Raw genomic sequence first — 16984 nt, forward strand, 5'->3', positions numbered from 1 at the left:
TAGAAGATTTCAATAAAATGGTTGAAGCAGGTGCAACACGTATTGGTGCGAGCGCAGGCGTTCAAATTATGCAAGGCTTAGAAGCAGATTCAGATTACTAAATTAAAAAATAATAATAATGAGCATGGGACATAGTGTTCATAATTTAAGCGAGTCGAAATGAACTTTAAATCATCAAACATTTCTGTGATTCGAATATACATTTATGGGAAAATGAAATCGTAACGAATCAATCTATTTTAGAAAGTTTATTTTACATTTGAAACAAGATATAGAATTTGACATTGATAGCTTACAAAAAATAATTTTCAAGTGTATGTAATTAAAATGAGTATTAGAAGTATAAATGCTCTGTCCTAAGCTCTAACAAAAAGGATGATAAAAATGAGAATGATAGATATTATTGAGAAAAAACGTGACGGTCATGCATTAACTACTGAAGAAATTAATTTCTTTATTGATGGGTATGTTAAAGGGGATATTCCTGATTACCAAGCATCAAGTTTAGCAATGGCGATTTATTTCCAAGATATGAATGATGATGAGCGTGCAGCATTAACGATGGCTATGGTTAATTCTGGTGATATGATAGATTTGAGTGATATTAAAGGTGTCAAAGTAGATAAGCACTCAACAGGTGGTGTAGGAGATACAACTACATTGGTTTTAGCCCCATTAGTAGCAGCTGTAGATGTTCCTGTTGCAAAAATGAGTGGGCGTGGATTAGGTCATACAGGTGGTACAATTGATAAATTAGAAGCAATTGATGGTTTTCATGTTGAAATAGATGAAGCAACATTTGTGAAATTGGTTAATGAAAATAAAGTGGCAGTTGTAGGACAATCAGGAAATTTAACTCCTGCAGACAAAAAATTATATGCCTTAAGGGATGTTACTGGTACCGTCAATTCAATACCATTAATTGCCTCTTCAATTATGAGTAAAAAGATTGCCGCTGGTGCAGATGCAATTGTATTAGATGTAAAAACTGGTAGCGGTGCATTTATGAAAACATTAGAAGATGCTGAAGCATTAGCGCACGCAATGGTACGTATTGGTAATAATGTGGGACGTAATACGATGGCGATTATTTCTGATATGAATCAGCCACTTGGTCGTGCGATTGGCAATGCGCTTGAGTTACAAGAAGCAATTGATACGTTGAAAGGACATGGTCCGAAAGATTTAACAGAACTTGTACTAACATTAGGTTCTCAAATGGTTGTACTTGCAAACAAAGCTGAAACGCTTGAAGAAGCGAGAGCATTGCTAATTGAGGCAATTGATTCAGGTGCAGCATTAGAAAAATTCAAAACATTTATTAAAAACCAAGGTGGCGACGAAACAGTTATTGACCATCCAGAGCGTTTGCCACAAGCTCAATATCAAATCGAATATAAAGCTAAAAAATCAGGTTATGTGACTGAGTTAGTCTCTAACGATATAGGTGTCGCTTCGATGATGTTAGGAGCGGGACGTTTAACAAAAGAGGATGATATTGATTTAGCGGTTGGTATTGTTTTAAATAAAAAAATTGGGGATAAAGTAGAAGAAGGAGAATCATTATTAACGATTCACAGTAATCGCCAAGATGTAGACGATGTTGTTAAAAAATTAGATTCAAGTATAACAATTGCTGATCATGTTGTATCGCCTACATTAATTCATAAAATCATTACAGAGTAGGAGTTGAAACTGATTGAACATACTAAGATATTTATTAGGAATAGGTTTTAGTGTAATAGGTGTATTGCATTTTACACGAGAACGACAATTTAGAAATATCATACCGAAATGTTTGCCGCTTCGAAAAACAGCGGTTCTTGTTACAGGAATCTTTGAGATATTATTTGGAATTGCACTTTTAATTAAAAGATCATCTCAATGCTTGAAAAATACAATCAATCTATTCTTGCTAGCTGTATTCCCAGCTAATATCTATATGGCAGTTAAAAAGTTACCTTTAGGAGATAAACAATTGCCGACTTGGCAGTTGTATTTAAGGTTACCTATGCAGTTCGTGTTAATGGGACTAATTAAGAAATTATAGTGGTTCTTAAATAAATCGGACAAATGTTAAAGATTTTACTTTTTCATTTGTTCGATTTTTTGACTTTGAAGCATATTAAAAAGCAGTTGGACAATGGAGATTGTAACATCATTGTTCGACTGCTTTTCTGATTAACTTGATTGACTAAGATTTATTTTCCTGTACCGAAAACATCATGCCATTCGTTTCGTTTGTCTAGAAATGCTTGAGCGATAGTTTTAGCACCTTCTAATGAATGACTTGCTGCCCAGCCACATTGTACTTCATTACAAGCAGGCACTTCAGTAGCATTTAGCACATCATTTAAAGTTGCTTCAACAATATTTAGTACATCATCATAATTATCATGATTAATAAATGATACATAGAAACCAGTTTGGCAACCCATAGGACTTAAATCAACGACTTTGTCACTATGATTTCTAATATTTTCAGCCATTAAATGTTCTAATGAATGCAATCCAGGCATATCCATATGTTCTTTGTTTGGTTGTTTGAAACGAATGTCGTATTTGTGAATGACATCTCCGTTTAATCCTTCCATCGTTCCCGCTAATCTAATAAATGGGGCAACCACTTTAGTATGATCTAAATTGAAACTTTCAACATTCATTTTTGTCATTTTAAATTTCCTCCTATTAACTACTCAAAACTATAAACCGCTTATGATTCGTTACTTTATTAAACTTAAGTTTGTTGTAAGTTGCGTTTCTAACAATACTTAAATTGTAACAATAGGACTTATGTTTTACAATTTGAAACTGTTTTATAAATTTATGAAAGGCTTTTAGTTGTTAGAAAATTTTGTAAATAAAGAAAAACTAGATGACATCATGAGGTAAAACCGATAGAATAAGTAATAATTCATTTTGAAAGAACAAAATATTGTGGATGATTAAAATGAGTGTAGGGTAAAAGGGAGATAGTAAAAAATGAGTGAAAAACAACAAATTCTCGATTATATAGAAACAAATAAATATAGTTATATCGAAATCAGTCATAGAATTCATGAACGTCCTGAACTTGGTAATGAAGAAATATTTGCGTCTCGAACGTTAATAGATCGTTTGAAAGAACATGATTTTGAAATTGAAACCGAGATTGCTGGGCATGCAACTGGGTTTATAGCGACATATGATTCGGGTCTTGACGGGCCAGCTATAGGTTTTTTAGCAGAATACGATGCATTGCCAGGATTGGGTCATGCTTGTGGTCATAATATCATTGGAACTGCAAGTGTGCTTGGTGCAATTGGTTTGAAGCAAGTGATTGACCAAATTGGTGGTAAAGTAGTTGTGCTTGGATGTCCAGCTGAAGAAGGTGGCGAGAATGGGAGCGCTAAAGCCTCTTATGTTAAAGCTGGCGTGATTGATCAAATCGACATTGCCTTAATGATTCATCCGGGAAATGAAACTTATAAAACGATTGATACTTTGGCAGTGGATGTTTTAGATGTTAAATTTTACGGAAAAAGTGCTCATGCCTCTGAAAATGCAGATGAAGCGTTAAATGCATTAGATGCTATGATTAGTTATTTTAATGGTGTAGCACAACTTCGACAACATATTAAAAAAGGTCAACGTGTGCATGGTGTGATTTTAGATGGCGGTAAAGCTGCTAATATTATTCCTGACTATACACATGCTCGTTTTTATACTAGAGCAATGACGCGTAAAGAATTGGATATATTAACAGAAAAAGTAAATCAAATCGCACGTGGAGCTGCGATACAGACTGGTTGTGATTATGAATTTGGTCCAATTCAAAACGGTGTGAATGAATTCATTAAAACGCCGAAATTAGATGATTTATTTGCTAAATATGCTGAAGAAGTTGGTGAAGCAGTTATTGATGATGATTTTGGTTATGGCTCTACGGATACAGGGAACGTTAGTCATGTTGTGCCAACAATACATCCTCATATTAAAATAGGATCACGTAATTTAGTAGGACATACACATAGATTTAGAGAAGCAGCTGCGAGTGTACATGGTGATGAAGCATTAATTAAAGGTGCTAAAATAATGGCGTTGATGGGGTTAGAGTTAATTACAAATCAAGACGTTTATCAAGACGTTATTGAAGAGCATGCGCATTTGAAAGGGAATGGGAAGTAATGACAAATTATGGTAATGAGCCGAACTTAACGTTAAGTGATTTATATGACAAAGATGTTGTCTATACGTCAAGACCTTCGTATATATCGAATCCATGGTTGAAACCAGACGAACATCAATCTAATTTTTTAACTGGTAGGGAGTTATTAATAGCAAATCAATTACCTGTTATTGTTCACGAAGCTAGTGCGACAGACAAATTGCATCAGCTATTTCAAGCTATTGGTAAGGATGTACCGAACTCAATTAATACATTTAACAATCAGCAATCTTACGAAAACTTGATTAAACAATTGGCATATAAGGAAAATAAAAAGATTTATTTTCAATATATTCATGATGAAACAATCTTGAATCAGCAATATTATGCATTAGATAAAACGTTATTTGTTGCTTTAAATAATAAAGCAAGAATACCTGAATGGACAAATGGGAAGTTTTTACCAAAAAGAAAAGTTGTAAAAATTGAGCAATTTGAAAACGAGATTAAGAATTGGGAATTCCCGTTTGTAATTAAGCCGGGAGATGATCTTCCGACAGCAGGTGGCTATGGCGTTATGATTTGTTATCATGATGCAGATTTACAAAAAGCGATAACGCGTATTAAAGAGGCAACTGCTGAAACGAATTCGCTTATTATCGAACAGAAGATTGAAGAAAAAGCGAATTATTGCGTTCAGTTTGCATACTCGGAATCGCTAGGCATTCAATATCTTGGTGCAGCAACGCAATTAACGGATAAGTACGGATTTTATAATGGAAATGAAAATACTACTAATGTACCAGAGCACGTTATAGAAGCAGGTAGACAAATTATGGAAAACGGTGTGAATCAAGGATTCTTTGGTGTAGCTGGTTTTGACTTGCTTGTCGATGAAGATGATAACGTTTATGCGATTGATTTAAACTTTAGACAAAATGGTTCAACGAGCATGTTATTACTTGCTAACGAGTTGAATTCAGGATATCAAAAGTTTTATAGTTATCATTCAAAAGGTGATAACATACATTTCTTCAATACGATTTTGAAATATGTCAAAGAAGGTTGTTTATACCCGTTATCTTATTATGATGGTGATTGGTACGGTGAAGATAAAGTTAAATCAAGGTTTGGCTGTATTTGGCATGGAGATTCAAAAGAAACAGTACTGGAGAATGAACGCGCATTTTTAGCTGAACTTGAACGTTGTTAGAGTTCGGAACATAAGGTGCTACAATGTTATGTTGACATTAGTTGACTGAATATGCACTTGTAACAAGTTTTTTCGATTCTAGTCAACAGTAATTAAATTTATGATATGGCAATACTTTGTAATACTAATATTAAATGGCGACTCTTATTTCACTATGTTATAAGAATTGCCATTTTGTTGATAAAGGTATATTAAAGGTTATCGTTTTGAAATTTTTAGTAACTAGATATGTTTCGTGTTATAGACCGAATTTGTGTATACGTAAAATTTAATGCTATTGAATTTTTAAAATGAAAAACATGACATTAAATTGAATTCATAATATGTCTAATTGACTATCTTGTTGGAGTCATTTACTATTTTATGTATGACATATTTTAAAAAGTGAGGGTCAAGCATGTCTTATAAAGCATATCCATTCTTTAGAGATATATTAATAAATGAATGTATTTATTTCGCCTCTAAAAATAAAAAACTAGTACGCCTAAATTATAAAAGTGAAGCGTATGTAGGCGTTTGGACAGAAGAAAGTGTGGCCGTATCATTTTTAACAAGTCGTGATATTCCATTTGATAAAGTTGTAAAAATGGACGTTGATCGTTTTGCTACTTATGAATTAGATGAATTGTTTGATGAACAAGACCATATTATTATGAATCAAACAATGGAAGAAGAAGGTCATCTACTAAACGTTGTAGCTGTTACACAAGAAGTGATGACGGAATTAGATAAAATTAGAATCAAAGAATTTGTCCAAGATGTAGCGAAATATGATGAAGTATACGGCTTAACTAAAAAAGGAAGTAAGCAGTTTATTCTCATTAGTGAAAATGATAGCGACGAAAAAAAGCCGCATATTATGCCTGTATGGAGTATTAAAAACAGAGCGTTAAAAGTTCGAGATGAAGATTTTGAAGAGTGTGATTTAATTACGATTGAAGGTTCTGTTTTCGGAGAATGGCTAGATGAACTTAGAGATGATCATAAAGCCGTTGCGATAGATTTAAAAACTGGCGTGGTTGGTACAATTGTTTCAGCGCAAAAATTGTCTAATGAACTTACATTTTAATTGAATTGAGTTGTAAGTAATTAAGTGATAATAAATGGAACAATACGTATTCCAAAACGCGTAGACCATAAAATAAAAGGCCATTTATATAGCGTTTATTTAAAACAACGCTCATATAAATGGTCTTTTCTATTTTTCTAAATATAATGCACCAATAGCACCTGAAAATGCGCCGTTTTCAACATAGTACGGTTTGCAACCGCGTAACACAGTATAATCTTCCACAACTTTGCGTAATAAAGCGTTATTATGAAATGAAGAGCCGATATAAACGATATTTTCAGTTTTAAATTCACGTGCAACAGTAATGGCCATTGTCGTAACAACTTCGCCAACGACACCAATAACGGCTGCTAATTTATTGCTAGGTGTAAAATCAGCATCTAAATGATGTAGTACATGACCAAAATTAGCTGCTGTTAAATCACCGGGAATGGGTGGTTCGGTATCTTTATAAATATGTCTAACCTTTAAATCGATAGTGTTACGATCACCGTATTGTGCCATGTCAGTTAACTGTTTATAATCAGTGATTTGACTTAGTAAATAACCGAGTCCTTGAATCATGCCTCCACCTGTACCGATACCGCCTACACGACGTTGTGATTGGCCGTCGAAATAATGTAGTGACGTACCGGTACCAACATTTGCAAAAATATAATCTGCTAAGTCATGGCCTTGCTCTTTTAACAAAATGCCTAGTCCTCGAGATGCAGCATCAAACTCTACAAAAATTTGTGCAGGAATGTTGATGTTTTCAGCAATAACACCTGCATTACCTCCAGTTAAGCATAATTTTTCAATTTGCTGTTGGTTTAACCATTCCACAACTTGATCAATATTTTTAGTTAATTCAGTTTTAAAAGTACGTTGGTTATCTTGCTCTTGAACGATTTTAATTAGTGTACCGCCAGCGTCAATGCCAACTTTCATAAGATTCCCACCTCATTATTAATGTCTATCCTTAAATAATAGTATAGTAAAATGACTAAAAAACAAGTAATAATAGTAATTATTAACAAATTTGATGTCATAGTATTTCAACATTGTAAGCGTATCGCAATTTTTGTATTACAAACGTGGACGTTAAGATATATATATTATTTTCTAGGAATTTTGAAGTTGTATAGTATTGTTAGTTAGTGACGCAATATTAAAAGTAGTTCGTACGCAGTGTAATTGTAAGTCTCTGATTAAAATGATAAGTAATGAGGAAAAGTACATTAATTTTAAAATTTGCAAAAATATAAATAAGTAATTTATTTAACTTAGAGTAAATAATGGTATCGTAGTGAAATAATAGGTAAAATAATACGGGGATTCATGCTTCATATATAAAAAGATAGGGGTTAAATATATGGCTAAAGAACTTTGTTTTGAAGGTATCACTTTAAAAGCATTTGATGAACAATATCGTTCAGCAATTAATGATTTTGACTTGAATGAAAGACAACAAATATATTCATCTTTACCTAAAGAAGTTATTGATGATGCAATTAACGATGCTGATAGGATTGCGAATGTAGCAATAAACGATAAAAATGACGTCGTTGGCTTTTTTGTATTACATCGTTACTATCAGCATGAAGGTTATGATACACCTGAAAATGTCGTTTTTATTCGTTCATTATCGATTAATGAAAAATATCAAGGTTTTGGATATGGCACGAAAATAATGATGTCATTGCCACAATATGTTCAAGGTGTATTTCCTGATTTTAATCATCTATATCTAGTAGTAGATGCTGAAAATGACAATGCTTGGAACCTATACGAACGTGCTGGATTTATGCATACCGCGACTAAAGAAGAAGGGCCTATTGGTAAAGAACGGCTATACTATTTGGATTTAGATTCTAAACATGTTTCATCATTAAAGCTTGAAGAAGAAAGTCGTTCAGAAGTGACCAATGTACATATCATTAATTTAATGATTGATGACCAAAAGGTTGGCTTTATTGCATTGGAGCAGATTGGTGAACGCATGAACATTGCTGCTATTGAAGTGGATAAATCATATCGCTTTAATGGTATTGGTTCAAGTGCGCTTCGACAATTGCCTACTTACTTAAGAAAAAACTATGACAACCTTAATGTGATAACGATGATTCTGTTTGGAGAGAATAATGATTTTAAACCATTATGTCTAAATAGTAATTTCGTTGAAATCGAACAAACTGATGATTATGTCGTTTTCGAAAAATATTTAAATTACTAACAGTGATTGCGAAATATGATATTGTCATTTATAATTTAGTTTTGTTACTATATATAAATGAATTCAGACGTATAAATTTAGATTATATCCTTCGAAAGGAAGTATTGGGCAATGAAAATTCAAGATTATACAAAACAAATGGTTGATGAAAAATCATTTATTGATATGGCTTATACATTATTGAATGATAAAGGTGAAACAATGAACTTATATGATATCATCGATGAATTTAGAGCATTAGGTGATTATGAGTATGAGGAAATTGAAACGCGTGTTGTACAATTTTACACAGATTTAAATACAGATGGACGTTTTTTAAATGTTGGCGAAAACTTATGGGGATTACGTGACTGGTACTCAGTAGATGATATCGAAGAGAAAATTGCACCAACAATTCAAAAATTTGATATTTTAGACGCCGATGATGAAGAAGATCAAAACTTAAAATTATTGGGTGAAGATGAAATGGATGATGATGACGATATTCCAGCTCAAACTGATGATCAAGAAGAATTAAATGATCCTGAAGATGAGCAAGTTGAAGAAGAAATCAATCATTCGGATATAGTCATTGAAGAAGATGAAGATGAACTAGATGAAGACGAAGAAGATTTTGAAGACGAAGAAGACTTCAAAGCATAATTTTTTGTTTGACTTTTAGTTGAAAGATGATAAAATTTTATTCGGGCTCCTTTAAATAGGACACGTGTATAAAATTTATACGCTCCCCTTACAAAATTTGTGAGAGGGAGCGTTTTTTTATTTAATTGAGTAAATCAAGAAATGATAACGCAATAATCAAAGTTGTAAATGATATACATAGTGACATAGCAGTATGGAAACGGTAAGTAAACAGAATTTAATTTTGTCGAATTCGACAAATAAGCAACTTGAATGAGCTTACTCAAATGTTATGTTTTACGTTATTTTTACAAACGATGAGGAAGCATTCCCTTTAATAATTAGGAGGTCAAGACATGACAAAATTTATTTTTGTAACAGGTGGCGTAGTTTCATCATTAGGGAAGGGTATTACAGCATCTTCTCTAGGTAGATTATTAAAAGATAGAGGTCTAAATGTAACAATTCAAAAATTCGATCCATACTTAAATGTTGACCCAGGTACAATGAGTCCTTATCAACATGGTGAAGTATTCGTAACGGATGATGGTGCAGAAACTGACCTAGACTTAGGACATTACGAAAGATTTATTGATATTAATTTAAATAAGTTTTCAAATGTAACAGCTGGTAAAGTGTATTCACACGTATTGAAAAAAGAACGTCGTGGTGATTACTTAGGCGGAACAGTTCAAGTTATTCCGCATATTACAAATGAAATTAAAGAACGTTTATTACTTGCAGGAGAAAGTACGAATGCAGACGTTGTTATCACTGAAATTGGCGGTACAACAGGTGATATTGAGTCATTACCGTTTATTGAAGCGATTCGCCAAATTCGCAGTGATTTAGGTAGAGAAAACGTTATGTATGTTCACTGTACACTATTACCTTATATTAAAGCTGCTGGAGAAATGAAAACGAAGCCAACACAACATAGTGTTAAAGAATTACGAGGCTTAGGCATTCAACCAGACTTAATCGTTGTAAGAACTGAATATGAAATGACACAAGATTTAAAAGATAAAATTGCATTATTCTGTGACATTAATAAAGAAAGTGTTATTGAATGTCGTGATGCAGACTCTTTATACGAAATTCCATTACAATTAAGCCAACAAAATATGGATGATATCGTTATTAAACGTTTACAATTAAACGCGAAATATGAAACACAGCTTGATGAATGGAAACAGTTGTTAGATATCGTTAATAATTTAGATGGTAAAATTACAATTGGTTTAGTTGGTAAGTATGTTAGCTTACAAGATGCATACTTATCTGTAGTTGAATCATTAAAACATGCTGGATATCCTTTTGCTAAAGATATTGATATTAGATGGATTGATTCAAGTGAAGTTACAGATGAAAATGCGTCCGAATACCTTGCAGATGTCGACGGTATTTTAGTACCAGGTGGATTTGGTTTCCGTGCAAGTGAAGGGAAAATTAGTGCAATTAAGTATGCTAGAGAAAACAATGTACCATTCTTTGGTATTTGTTTAGGAATGCAACTTGCAACTGTTGAATTTTCAAGAAATGTATTAGGTCTTGAAGGTGCACATTCTGCAGAATTAGATCCAGCAACGCCATATCCAATTATTGACCTATTGCCTGAACAAAAAGATATTGAAGATTTAGGTGGTACATTACGCTTAGGCTTATATCCATGTTCTATTAAAGAAGGCACATTGGCACAAGATGTTTATGGTAAAGCGGAAATTGAAGAGAGACATCGTCATCGTTATGAATTTAATAATGACTATAGAGAACAATTAGAAGCAAATGGTATGGTGATTTCTGGTACAAGTCCAGATGGGCGTTTAGTAGAAATGGTAGAGATTCCGACAAATGATTTCTTTATTGCTTGTCAATTCCACCCAGAATTCTTATCTAGACCAAATCGTCCGCACCCGATTTTTAAATCATTTATTGAAGCTTCATTAAAATATCAACAAAATAAATAAATTTGCTAATAAAACCGGTACTTTCATTGTTAAACATTGAAAGTACCGGTTTTTCGTATAATTTTAATATTATGTTAGCGACAAGGTATTAAATAACAATAGTGACTTTTATAATTCTAAGTCTCTTGTCATTTCAATCATTTGTGTATAAATGTCATAGTATACATAATTAAATGCCATCGCATGTGGCTGAACAATCTTATCGTAATCTTCAGTATAGACTATAGGTCTTGGTGTAGATAAATCGATAAAATGTACGAGATGATCAGGAAAATCATCTGTTTTAGGCTTGTTGCTTATTAAGACTACATCGATATCTAAGTCGATAAGTTTTTGAATATCTAATGCAACTTGATCATTATAAAATGGTGCGAATAATAATACACGATCAGTTGAGTCAATTTCTTTAAAGTCTTTAATAGCGTCAAGTTTCCGGCTAGATTTTAAACGCTCATCACTATGTAGAATGAAACTTTCGAAAAACTGTAAATCATCATAACCTTTTACATAAACATAACCTTCGCCACCAATTGCTTGAATTAAACATTGCGCGGCCATTTGAATTTCTAAAGATTGTTTTTCTAGCCTATTAAAGATACCTATTAGTTGTGTGTTTAAGATTTTTGACATCTTTATCCTCCAATCTACTTATAAAATATTGTAATTAATGACTACATATTATGCAACGGCTTAAATTGTATAAAAATGTATACGTTTGCATTTAGTATAACTATCGCATTTTTCAAAAAATACACATTTAATCTGCAGTATTTCAATGCATTGACGCTATTTTTTGATATAATTACTTTGAAAAATACGTGCGTAAGCACTCAAGGAGGAACTTTCATGCCTTTAGTTTCAATGAAAGAAATGTTAATTGATGCAAAAGAAAATGGTTATGCGGTAGGTCAATACAATATTAATAACCTAGAATTCACTCAAGCAATTTTAGAAGCGTCACAAGAAGAAAATGCACCTGTAATTTTAGGTGTTTCTGAAGGTGCTGCTCGTTACATGAGCGGTTTCTACACAATTGTTAAAATGGTTGAAGGGTTAATGCATGACTTAAACATCACTATTCCTGTAGCAATCCATTTAGACCATGGTTCAAGCTTTGAAAAATGTAAAGAAGCTATCGATGCTGGATTCACATCAGTAATGATCGATGCTTCACACAGCCCATTTGAAGAAAACGTAGCAACAACTAAAAAAGTTGTTGAATACGCTCACGAAAAAGGTGTTTCTGTAGAAGCTGAATTAGGTACTGTTGGCGGACAAGAAGATGATGTTGTAGCAGACGGTATCATTTATGCTGATCCTAAAGAATGTCAAGAACTAGTTGAAAAAACTGGTATCGATGCATTAGCACCAGCATTAGGTTCAGTTCATGGTCCATACAAAGGTGAACCAAAATTAGGATTCAAAGAAATGGAAGAAATCGGTTTATCAACTGGTTTACCATTAGTATTACACGGTGGTACTGGTATCCCAACTAAAGATATCCAAAAAGCAATTCCATTTGGTACAGCTAAAATTAACGTAAATACTGAAAACCAAATCGCTTCAGCAAAAGCGGTTCGTGACGTATTAAACAACGACAAAGAAGTTTACGATCCTCGTAAATACTTAGGACCAGCTCGTGAAGCTATCAAAGAAACAGTTAAAGGTAAAATTAAAGAGTTCGGTACTTCAAACCGCGCTAAATAATTAATATTTAGTTTTTAAGTTATTAATAACGTAGGGATATTAATTTTAAAAGAGGCAGACAGAATGGTGTTTGCTTCTTTTTTATGTTGTTAAGGCCCGAACTAATACAGCGCATTTTAAAAGTTGAAGCTAAAAATGATGAAATATATTAAAAATGATTATGCTATAATTATATAGAAAATGCTGTAGTTGATGAAAAAATACATACAAAAGCAATCCCACTAAAGCTGAATTGGCTGTCAAAATAATGTCAATATTTGAGCGAACAATCAGACTTTAGACCATGGTCAAGCGGGTAATAACATCATATATTAATTAAGGTGAATGATGCGTTATTAATCAATCGTATGTGTAAAGGCAAGATTTTAACGATTAAAATAAAGTATTTTACAAATAAAGTAAAATTAATTTATAATGCTAATAATGCAAAAAATTAAAAAGTAATGGACAAAGGAGATAAATGATATGGCTCAAGAGGTAATAAAAATAAGAGGTGGACGCACACTAAATGGGGAAGTTAATATCAGTGGCGCGAAAAACAGTGCTGTAGCTATCATTCCTGCAACATTATTAGCTCAAGGACATGTGAAATTAGAAGGGTTACCGCAAATCTCTGATGTTAAAACTTTAGTGAGTTTATTAGAAGATTTAAATATTAAGGCATCACTAAATGGTACGGAATTAGAAGTTGATACAACTGAAATACAAAATGCTGCATTACCAAATAATAAAGTTGAATCATTGCGTGCTTCATACTATATGATGGGTGCCATGTTAGGTAGATTTAAAAAATGTGTGATTGGTTTACCGGGAGGATGTCCACTTGGGCCACGTCCAATTGATCAACATATTAAAGGATTTAAAGCTTTAGGTGCTGAAATTGATGAATCAAGTACGACATCAATGAAAATTGAAGCTAAAGAGTTAAAAGGTGCACATATTTTCTTAGATATGGTAAGTGTAGGTGCAACAATTAACATTATGCTAGCTGCAGTTTATGCAACTGGACAAACAGTTATTGAAAATGCAGCTAAAGAACCTGAAGTAGTTGATGTTGCTAACTTCTTAACTAGTATGGGAGCTAATATTAAGGGAGCAGGTACATCAACAATTAAAATCAATGGTGTCAAAGAATTACATGGTTCTGAGTATCAAGTTATACCTGATAGAATTGAAGCAGGCACATATATGTGTATCGCTGCAGCATGTGGAGAAAATGTTATATTAAATAATATTGTTCCGAAACATGTAGAAACATTAACTGCTAAGTTTAGTGAATTAGGTGTGAATGTAGATGTGCGTGATGAAAGAATTCGCATCAATAATAATGCACCATATCAATTTGTTGATATTAAAACACTAGTATATCCAGGTTTTGCTACTGATTTGCAACAGCCTATTACACCATTATTATTTATGGCAAATGGTCCTTCATTTGTAACTGATACGATTTATCCGGAGCGTTTTAAACATGTTGAAGAATTAAAGTGCATGGGTGCAAATATTGAAGTTGATGAAGGCACAGCAACGATAAAACCATCAACATTACATGGTGCTGAAGTTTATGCTAGCGATTTAAGAGCAGGAGCTTGTTTAATTATTGCTGGTTTAATTGCTGAGGGTGTAACTACAATTTACAATGTTAAACATATTTATAGAGGTTATACAGATATTGTAGAGCACTTAAAAGCTTTAGGTGCAGATATTTGGACGGAAACTGTATAGATTTATCTTATTTTGTGGTATAATAATTATACTGATTAAAAAAGGGTGTTCGTTTACATTCTAAATTTATTGATGAGAGGTGAAGATGATGGAAGTATGTCCGTATCTCGAAGAAACTTTTAAAATACTTGGTAGAAGTTGGAATGGATTAATCATTAATTATCTCTCAAGATGTAATGACTGTTCAGCACACTTTTCCGATATGAAAAGAGATTTGAAAACAATAACACCGCGTGCTTTAAGTCTTAAATTGTCAGAGCTTGCACAATGGGAGTTAGTTGAGAAGCAAATCATTTCTACGAGTCCAGTACAAATTATTTATGTGCTAACTGAAAAAGGTAAAGCGTTAGCAGAGGCTTTACATCCAATTGAAGCATGGGCGCAATCATATGTCGATTTAACAGATCAACGTACTGCTAAATAATTACATGACGTTTAAACATAGCATTGATTATAACTATTTCTAAATCTTCGCATTATTTGCGATGATGTGGGAATAGTTATTTTTATTTGAAAAGATAGACAGAATTAGATGCAGCAAAATTTTAAAGCATTTTATTTTGAACATATTAAAAGGGAGCGTATCATAATGGAATGTAATGTTTATATCGTATGCATTACGGATAAATAATATATAAATCATTCTTGAGGAGTGAAAGAATAATGAGAGACTACACAAAGCAATACATTAATGGCGAATGGGTAGAAAGTAATAGTAATGAAACGATAGAAGTTATAAATCCAGCAACCGAAGAAGTAATCGGGAAAGTTGCTAAAGGTAATAAAGCTGATGTTGATAAAGCCGTCGAGGCGGCAGACAATGTTTATTTAGAGTTCCGTCATACATCTGTGAAAGAAAGACAAGAATTATTAGACAAAATTGTAAAAGAATATGAAAACAGAAAAGACGATATTGTACAAGCTATTACGGATGAGTTAGGTGCTCCTTTATCATTATCTGAGCGTGTCCATTATCAAATGGGACTAAATCATTTTATTGCAGCGAGAGACGCATTGGATAACTACAAATTTGAAGAACGCCGCGGAGATGATTTAGTTGTTAAAGAAGCAATCGGTGTATCTGGCTTAATTACACCGTGGAACTTCCCTACAAACCAAACATCATTAAAATTAGCAGCAGCATTTGCGGCTGGTAGTCCAGTTGTACTTAAACCATCTGAAGAAACACCATTTGCAGCTGCTATTTTAGCTGAGATTTTTGATAAAGTCGGTGTTCCTAAAGGTGTATTTAACCTTGTTAATGGTGACGGTGCTGGCGTTGGGAATCCTTTATCTGAACATCCTAAAGTACGCATGATGTCATTTACAGGATCAGGTCCTACTGGTTCTAAAATTATGGAAAAAGCTGCTAAAGACTTTAAAAAGGTATCATTAGAGCTTGGTGGCAAATCACCATACATCGTCCTAGATGACGTAGATATTAAAGAAGCGGCTAAAGCAACAACAGGCAAAGTTGTTAATAATACTGGTCAAGTATGTACAGCTGGTACACGTGTTTTAGTGCCTAACAAAATTAAAGATGCATTCTTAGCTGAATTAAAAGAACAATTTAGCCAAGTGCGTGTCGGTAATCCAAGAGAAGATGGTACACAAGTAGGCCCTATCATTAGTAAAAAACAATTTGATCAAGTACAAAATTATATTAATAAAGGTATTGAAGAGGGTGCTGAATTATTTTATGGTGGTCCTGGGAAACCAGAAGGACTTGAAAAAGGGTACTTTGCACGTCCGACAATTTTTATTAATGTAAATAATCAAATGACGATAGCACAAGAAGAAATTTTTGGGCCAGTAATGTCAGTTATCACTTATAACGATTTAGATGAAGCGATTCAAATTGCAAATGATACAAAATATGGTTTGGCAGGATATGTTATTGGTAAGGACAAAGAAACATTGCATAAAGTAGCTCGTTCTATTGAAGCAGGTACAGTAGAAATAAACGAAGCAGGTAGAAAGCCAGACTTACCATTTGGTGGCTATAAACAATCTGGTTTAGGTCGTGAATGGGGCGATTATGGTATTGAAGAGTTCTTAGAAGTGAAATCTATAGCTGGCTATTTTAAATAAATTTGATTTTTGAATTAAAAATCGCAATAAAACAGTGCACATGACTAATTAAGTTTTGTGTACTGTTTTAATTTTGCAATTTTTATAAATAGATTTTGTAATTAAAATAAAAATTTGCTATAGTTATTCATGTATTTAAAAGGTTGGGGATTAGCATAATGGGATTGTGCTAGCACAGTTATTTATGCATTGTCATGCCTATCTATTACTTACTAACTAAAAAATA

15 protein-coding genes and 1 pseudogene are annotated in these 16984 nt (G+C 33.0%); 13 read left to right on the plus strand and 3 right to left on the minus strand.

The features are described 5' to 3' along the window. From HMPREF2658_RS14595 to HMPREF2658_RS06605, 3 genes and pseudogenes are all read left to right on the plus strand, one after another. A pseudogene (locus tag HMPREF2658_RS14595) lies at positions 1–101 on the plus strand (2-deoxyribose-5-phosphate aldolase); the annotation flags it as partial. A 283-nt stretch (positions 102–384) separates the two neighbouring features. Continuing rightward, positions 385–1686 carry a pyrimidine-nucleoside phosphorylase gene (locus tag HMPREF2658_RS06600; RefSeq protein WP_001242295.1) on the plus strand — a complete coding sequence of 434 codons (1302 nt, stop codon included), beginning with the start codon at positions 385–387 and terminating at the stop codon, positions 1684–1686. 13 nt (positions 1687–1699) lie between these two features. After that, positions 1700–2050 carry a DoxX family protein gene (locus tag HMPREF2658_RS06605; protein WP_070854271.1) on the plus strand — a complete coding sequence of 117 codons (351 nt, stop codon included), beginning with the start codon at positions 1700–1702 and terminating at the stop codon, positions 2048–2050. Between the two features lie 151 nt (positions 2051–2201). Here the strand turns inward: HMPREF2658_RS06605 and HMPREF2658_RS06610 are convergent, their stop codons facing one another. Next, on the minus strand, positions 2202–2672 hold the full coding sequence (locus HMPREF2658_RS06610; protein WP_000164421.1) for an S-ribosylhomocysteine lyase: 471 nt from the start codon (positions 2670–2672) through the stop codon (positions 2202–2204). 310 nt (positions 2673–2982) lie between these two features. Here HMPREF2658_RS06610 and HMPREF2658_RS06615 point away from each other — a divergent pair, with 310 nt between their 5' ends. From HMPREF2658_RS06615 to HMPREF2658_RS06625, 3 genes are all read left to right on the plus strand, one after another. Continuing rightward, a complete protein-coding gene (locus tag HMPREF2658_RS06615) occupies positions 2983–4167 on the plus strand; it encodes a M20 family metallopeptidase (protein WP_001291503.1) in 1185 nt (394 codons plus the stop codon). Further along, entirely contained in the window at positions 4167–5360 is a 1194-nt protein-coding gene (locus HMPREF2658_RS06620) for an L-aspartate--L-methionine ligase LdmS (protein WP_000186239.1), read from the plus strand. The genes HMPREF2658_RS06615 and HMPREF2658_RS06620 overlap by 1 nt, the downstream gene beginning before the upstream one ends. Positions 5361–5757: 397 nt before the next feature. Continuing rightward, a complete protein-coding gene (locus HMPREF2658_RS06625; protein ID WP_000120549.1) occupies positions 5758–6429 on the plus strand; it encodes a DUF2750 domain-containing protein in 672 nt (223 codons plus the stop codon). 129 nt (positions 6430–6558) lie between these two features. On the opposite strand, the gene coaW is transcribed toward HMPREF2658_RS06625, so the two are convergent. After that, the gene (gene coaW, locus HMPREF2658_RS06630; RefSeq protein WP_000862734.1) at positions 6559–7362 is read right to left on the minus strand and encodes a type II pantothenate kinase; all 804 of its coding nucleotides are present in this window, start codon (positions 7360–7362) and stop codon (positions 6559–6561) included. 424 nt (positions 7363–7786) lie between these two features. Here coaW and HMPREF2658_RS06640 point away from each other — a divergent pair, with 424 nt between their 5' ends. The 3 genes from HMPREF2658_RS06640 (at position 7787) to HMPREF2658_RS06650 (ending at position 11235) form a co-directional block, all read left to right on the plus strand. Next, the gene (locus tag HMPREF2658_RS06640; RefSeq protein ID WP_054194627.1) at positions 7787–8647 is read left to right on the plus strand and encodes a GNAT family N-acetyltransferase; all 861 of its coding nucleotides are present in this window, start codon (positions 7787–7789) and stop codon (positions 8645–8647) included. A gap of 111 nt (positions 8648–8758) precedes the next feature. Further along, entirely contained in the window at positions 8759–9289 is a 531-nt protein-coding gene (rpoE, locus tag HMPREF2658_RS06645) for a DNA-directed RNA polymerase subunit delta (RefSeq protein WP_000701488.1), read from the plus strand. Between the two features lie 335 nt (positions 9290–9624). Then, positions 9625–11235: a CTP synthase gene (locus HMPREF2658_RS06650; protein ID WP_000159966.1), complete on the plus strand. Its 1611-nt coding sequence runs from the start codon at positions 9625–9627 to the stop codon at positions 11233–11235. Positions 11236–11343: 108 nt separating this feature from the next. Here HMPREF2658_RS06650 and HMPREF2658_RS06655 read toward each other — a convergent pair whose 3' ends face one another. Then, on the minus strand, positions 11344–11865 hold the full coding sequence (locus HMPREF2658_RS06655; RefSeq protein ID WP_000036003.1) for a DUF2529 domain-containing protein: 522 nt from the start codon (positions 11863–11865) through the stop codon (positions 11344–11346). Between the two features lie 216 nt (positions 11866–12081). Here HMPREF2658_RS06655 and fdaB point away from each other — a divergent pair, with 216 nt between their 5' ends. The 4 genes from fdaB (at position 12082) to HMPREF2658_RS06675 (ending at position 16758) form a co-directional block, all read left to right on the plus strand. Beyond that, positions 12082–12942: a class IIb fructose-bisphosphate aldolase FdaB gene (gene fdaB, locus HMPREF2658_RS06660; RefSeq protein ID WP_001131841.1), complete on the plus strand. Its 861-nt coding sequence runs from the start codon at positions 12082–12084 to the stop codon at positions 12940–12942. Between the two features lie 465 nt (positions 12943–13407). Beyond that, positions 13408–14667, plus strand: coding sequence for a UDP-N-acetylglucosamine 1-carboxyvinyltransferase (locus tag HMPREF2658_RS06665; RefSeq protein ID WP_000046599.1), 1260 nt, complete (start codon positions 13408–13410; stop codon positions 14665–14667). A gap of 88 nt (positions 14668–14755) precedes the next feature. Beyond that, entirely contained in the window at positions 14756–15091 is a 336-nt protein-coding gene (locus tag HMPREF2658_RS06670) for a winged helix-turn-helix transcriptional regulator (protein WP_000451438.1), read from the plus strand. A 239-nt stretch (positions 15092–15330) separates the two neighbouring features. Next, entirely contained in the window at positions 15331–16758 is a 1428-nt protein-coding gene (locus tag HMPREF2658_RS06675; RefSeq protein ID WP_001206113.1) for an aldehyde dehydrogenase family protein, read from the plus strand. Positions 16759–16984: the final 226 nt, after the last annotated feature.

The sequence above is a fragment of the Staphylococcus sp. HMSC062H10 genome, from assembly GCF_001836945.1.
GTDB lineage: Bacteria > Bacillota > Bacilli > Staphylococcales > Staphylococcaceae > Staphylococcus > Staphylococcus aureus.

Excerpts from the sequence above, each read along its gene's own strand:
- HMPREF2658_RS06600 (WP_001242295.1), top strand. The coding sequence starts at position 385 with ATGAGAATGATAGATATTATTGAGAAAAAACGTGACGGTCATGCATTA.
- HMPREF2658_RS06610 (WP_000164421.1), bottom strand. The coding sequence starts at position 2,672 with ATGACAAAAATGAATGTTGAAAGTTTCAATTTAGATCATACTAAAGTG.
- HMPREF2658_RS06615 (WP_001291503.1), top strand. The coding sequence starts at position 2,983 with ATGAGTGAAAAACAACAAATTCTCGATTATATAGAAACAAATAAATAT.
- HMPREF2658_RS06620 (WP_000186239.1), top strand. The coding sequence starts at position 4,167 with ATGACAAATTATGGTAATGAGCCGAACTTAACGTTAAGTGATTTATAT.
- HMPREF2658_RS06625 (WP_000120549.1), top strand. The coding sequence starts at position 5,758 with ATGTCTTATAAAGCATATCCATTCTTTAGAGATATATTAATAAATGAA.
- coaW (WP_000862734.1), bottom strand. The coding sequence starts at position 7,362 with ATGAAAGTTGGCATTGACGCTGGCGGTACACTAATTAAAATCGTTCAA.
- HMPREF2658_RS06640 (WP_054194627.1), top strand. The coding sequence starts at position 7,787 with ATGGCTAAAGAACTTTGTTTTGAAGGTATCACTTTAAAAGCATTTGAT.
- rpoE (WP_000701488.1), top strand. The coding sequence starts at position 8,759 with ATGAAAATTCAAGATTATACAAAACAAATGGTTGATGAAAAATCATTT.
- HMPREF2658_RS06650 (WP_000159966.1), top strand. The coding sequence starts at position 9,625 with ATGACAAAATTTATTTTTGTAACAGGTGGCGTAGTTTCATCATTAGGG.
- HMPREF2658_RS06655 (WP_000036003.1), bottom strand. The coding sequence starts at position 11,865 with ATGTCAAAAATCTTAAACACACAACTAATAGGTATCTTTAATAGGCTA.
- fdaB (WP_001131841.1), top strand. The coding sequence starts at position 12,082 with ATGCCTTTAGTTTCAATGAAAGAAATGTTAATTGATGCAAAAGAAAAT.
- HMPREF2658_RS06665 (WP_000046599.1), top strand. The coding sequence starts at position 13,408 with ATGGCTCAAGAGGTAATAAAAATAAGAGGTGGACGCACACTAAATGGG.
- HMPREF2658_RS06670 (WP_000451438.1), top strand. The coding sequence starts at position 14,756 with ATGGAAGTATGTCCGTATCTCGAAGAAACTTTTAAAATACTTGGTAGA.
- HMPREF2658_RS06675 (WP_001206113.1), top strand. The coding sequence starts at position 15,331 with ATGAGAGACTACACAAAGCAATACATTAATGGCGAATGGGTAGAAAGT.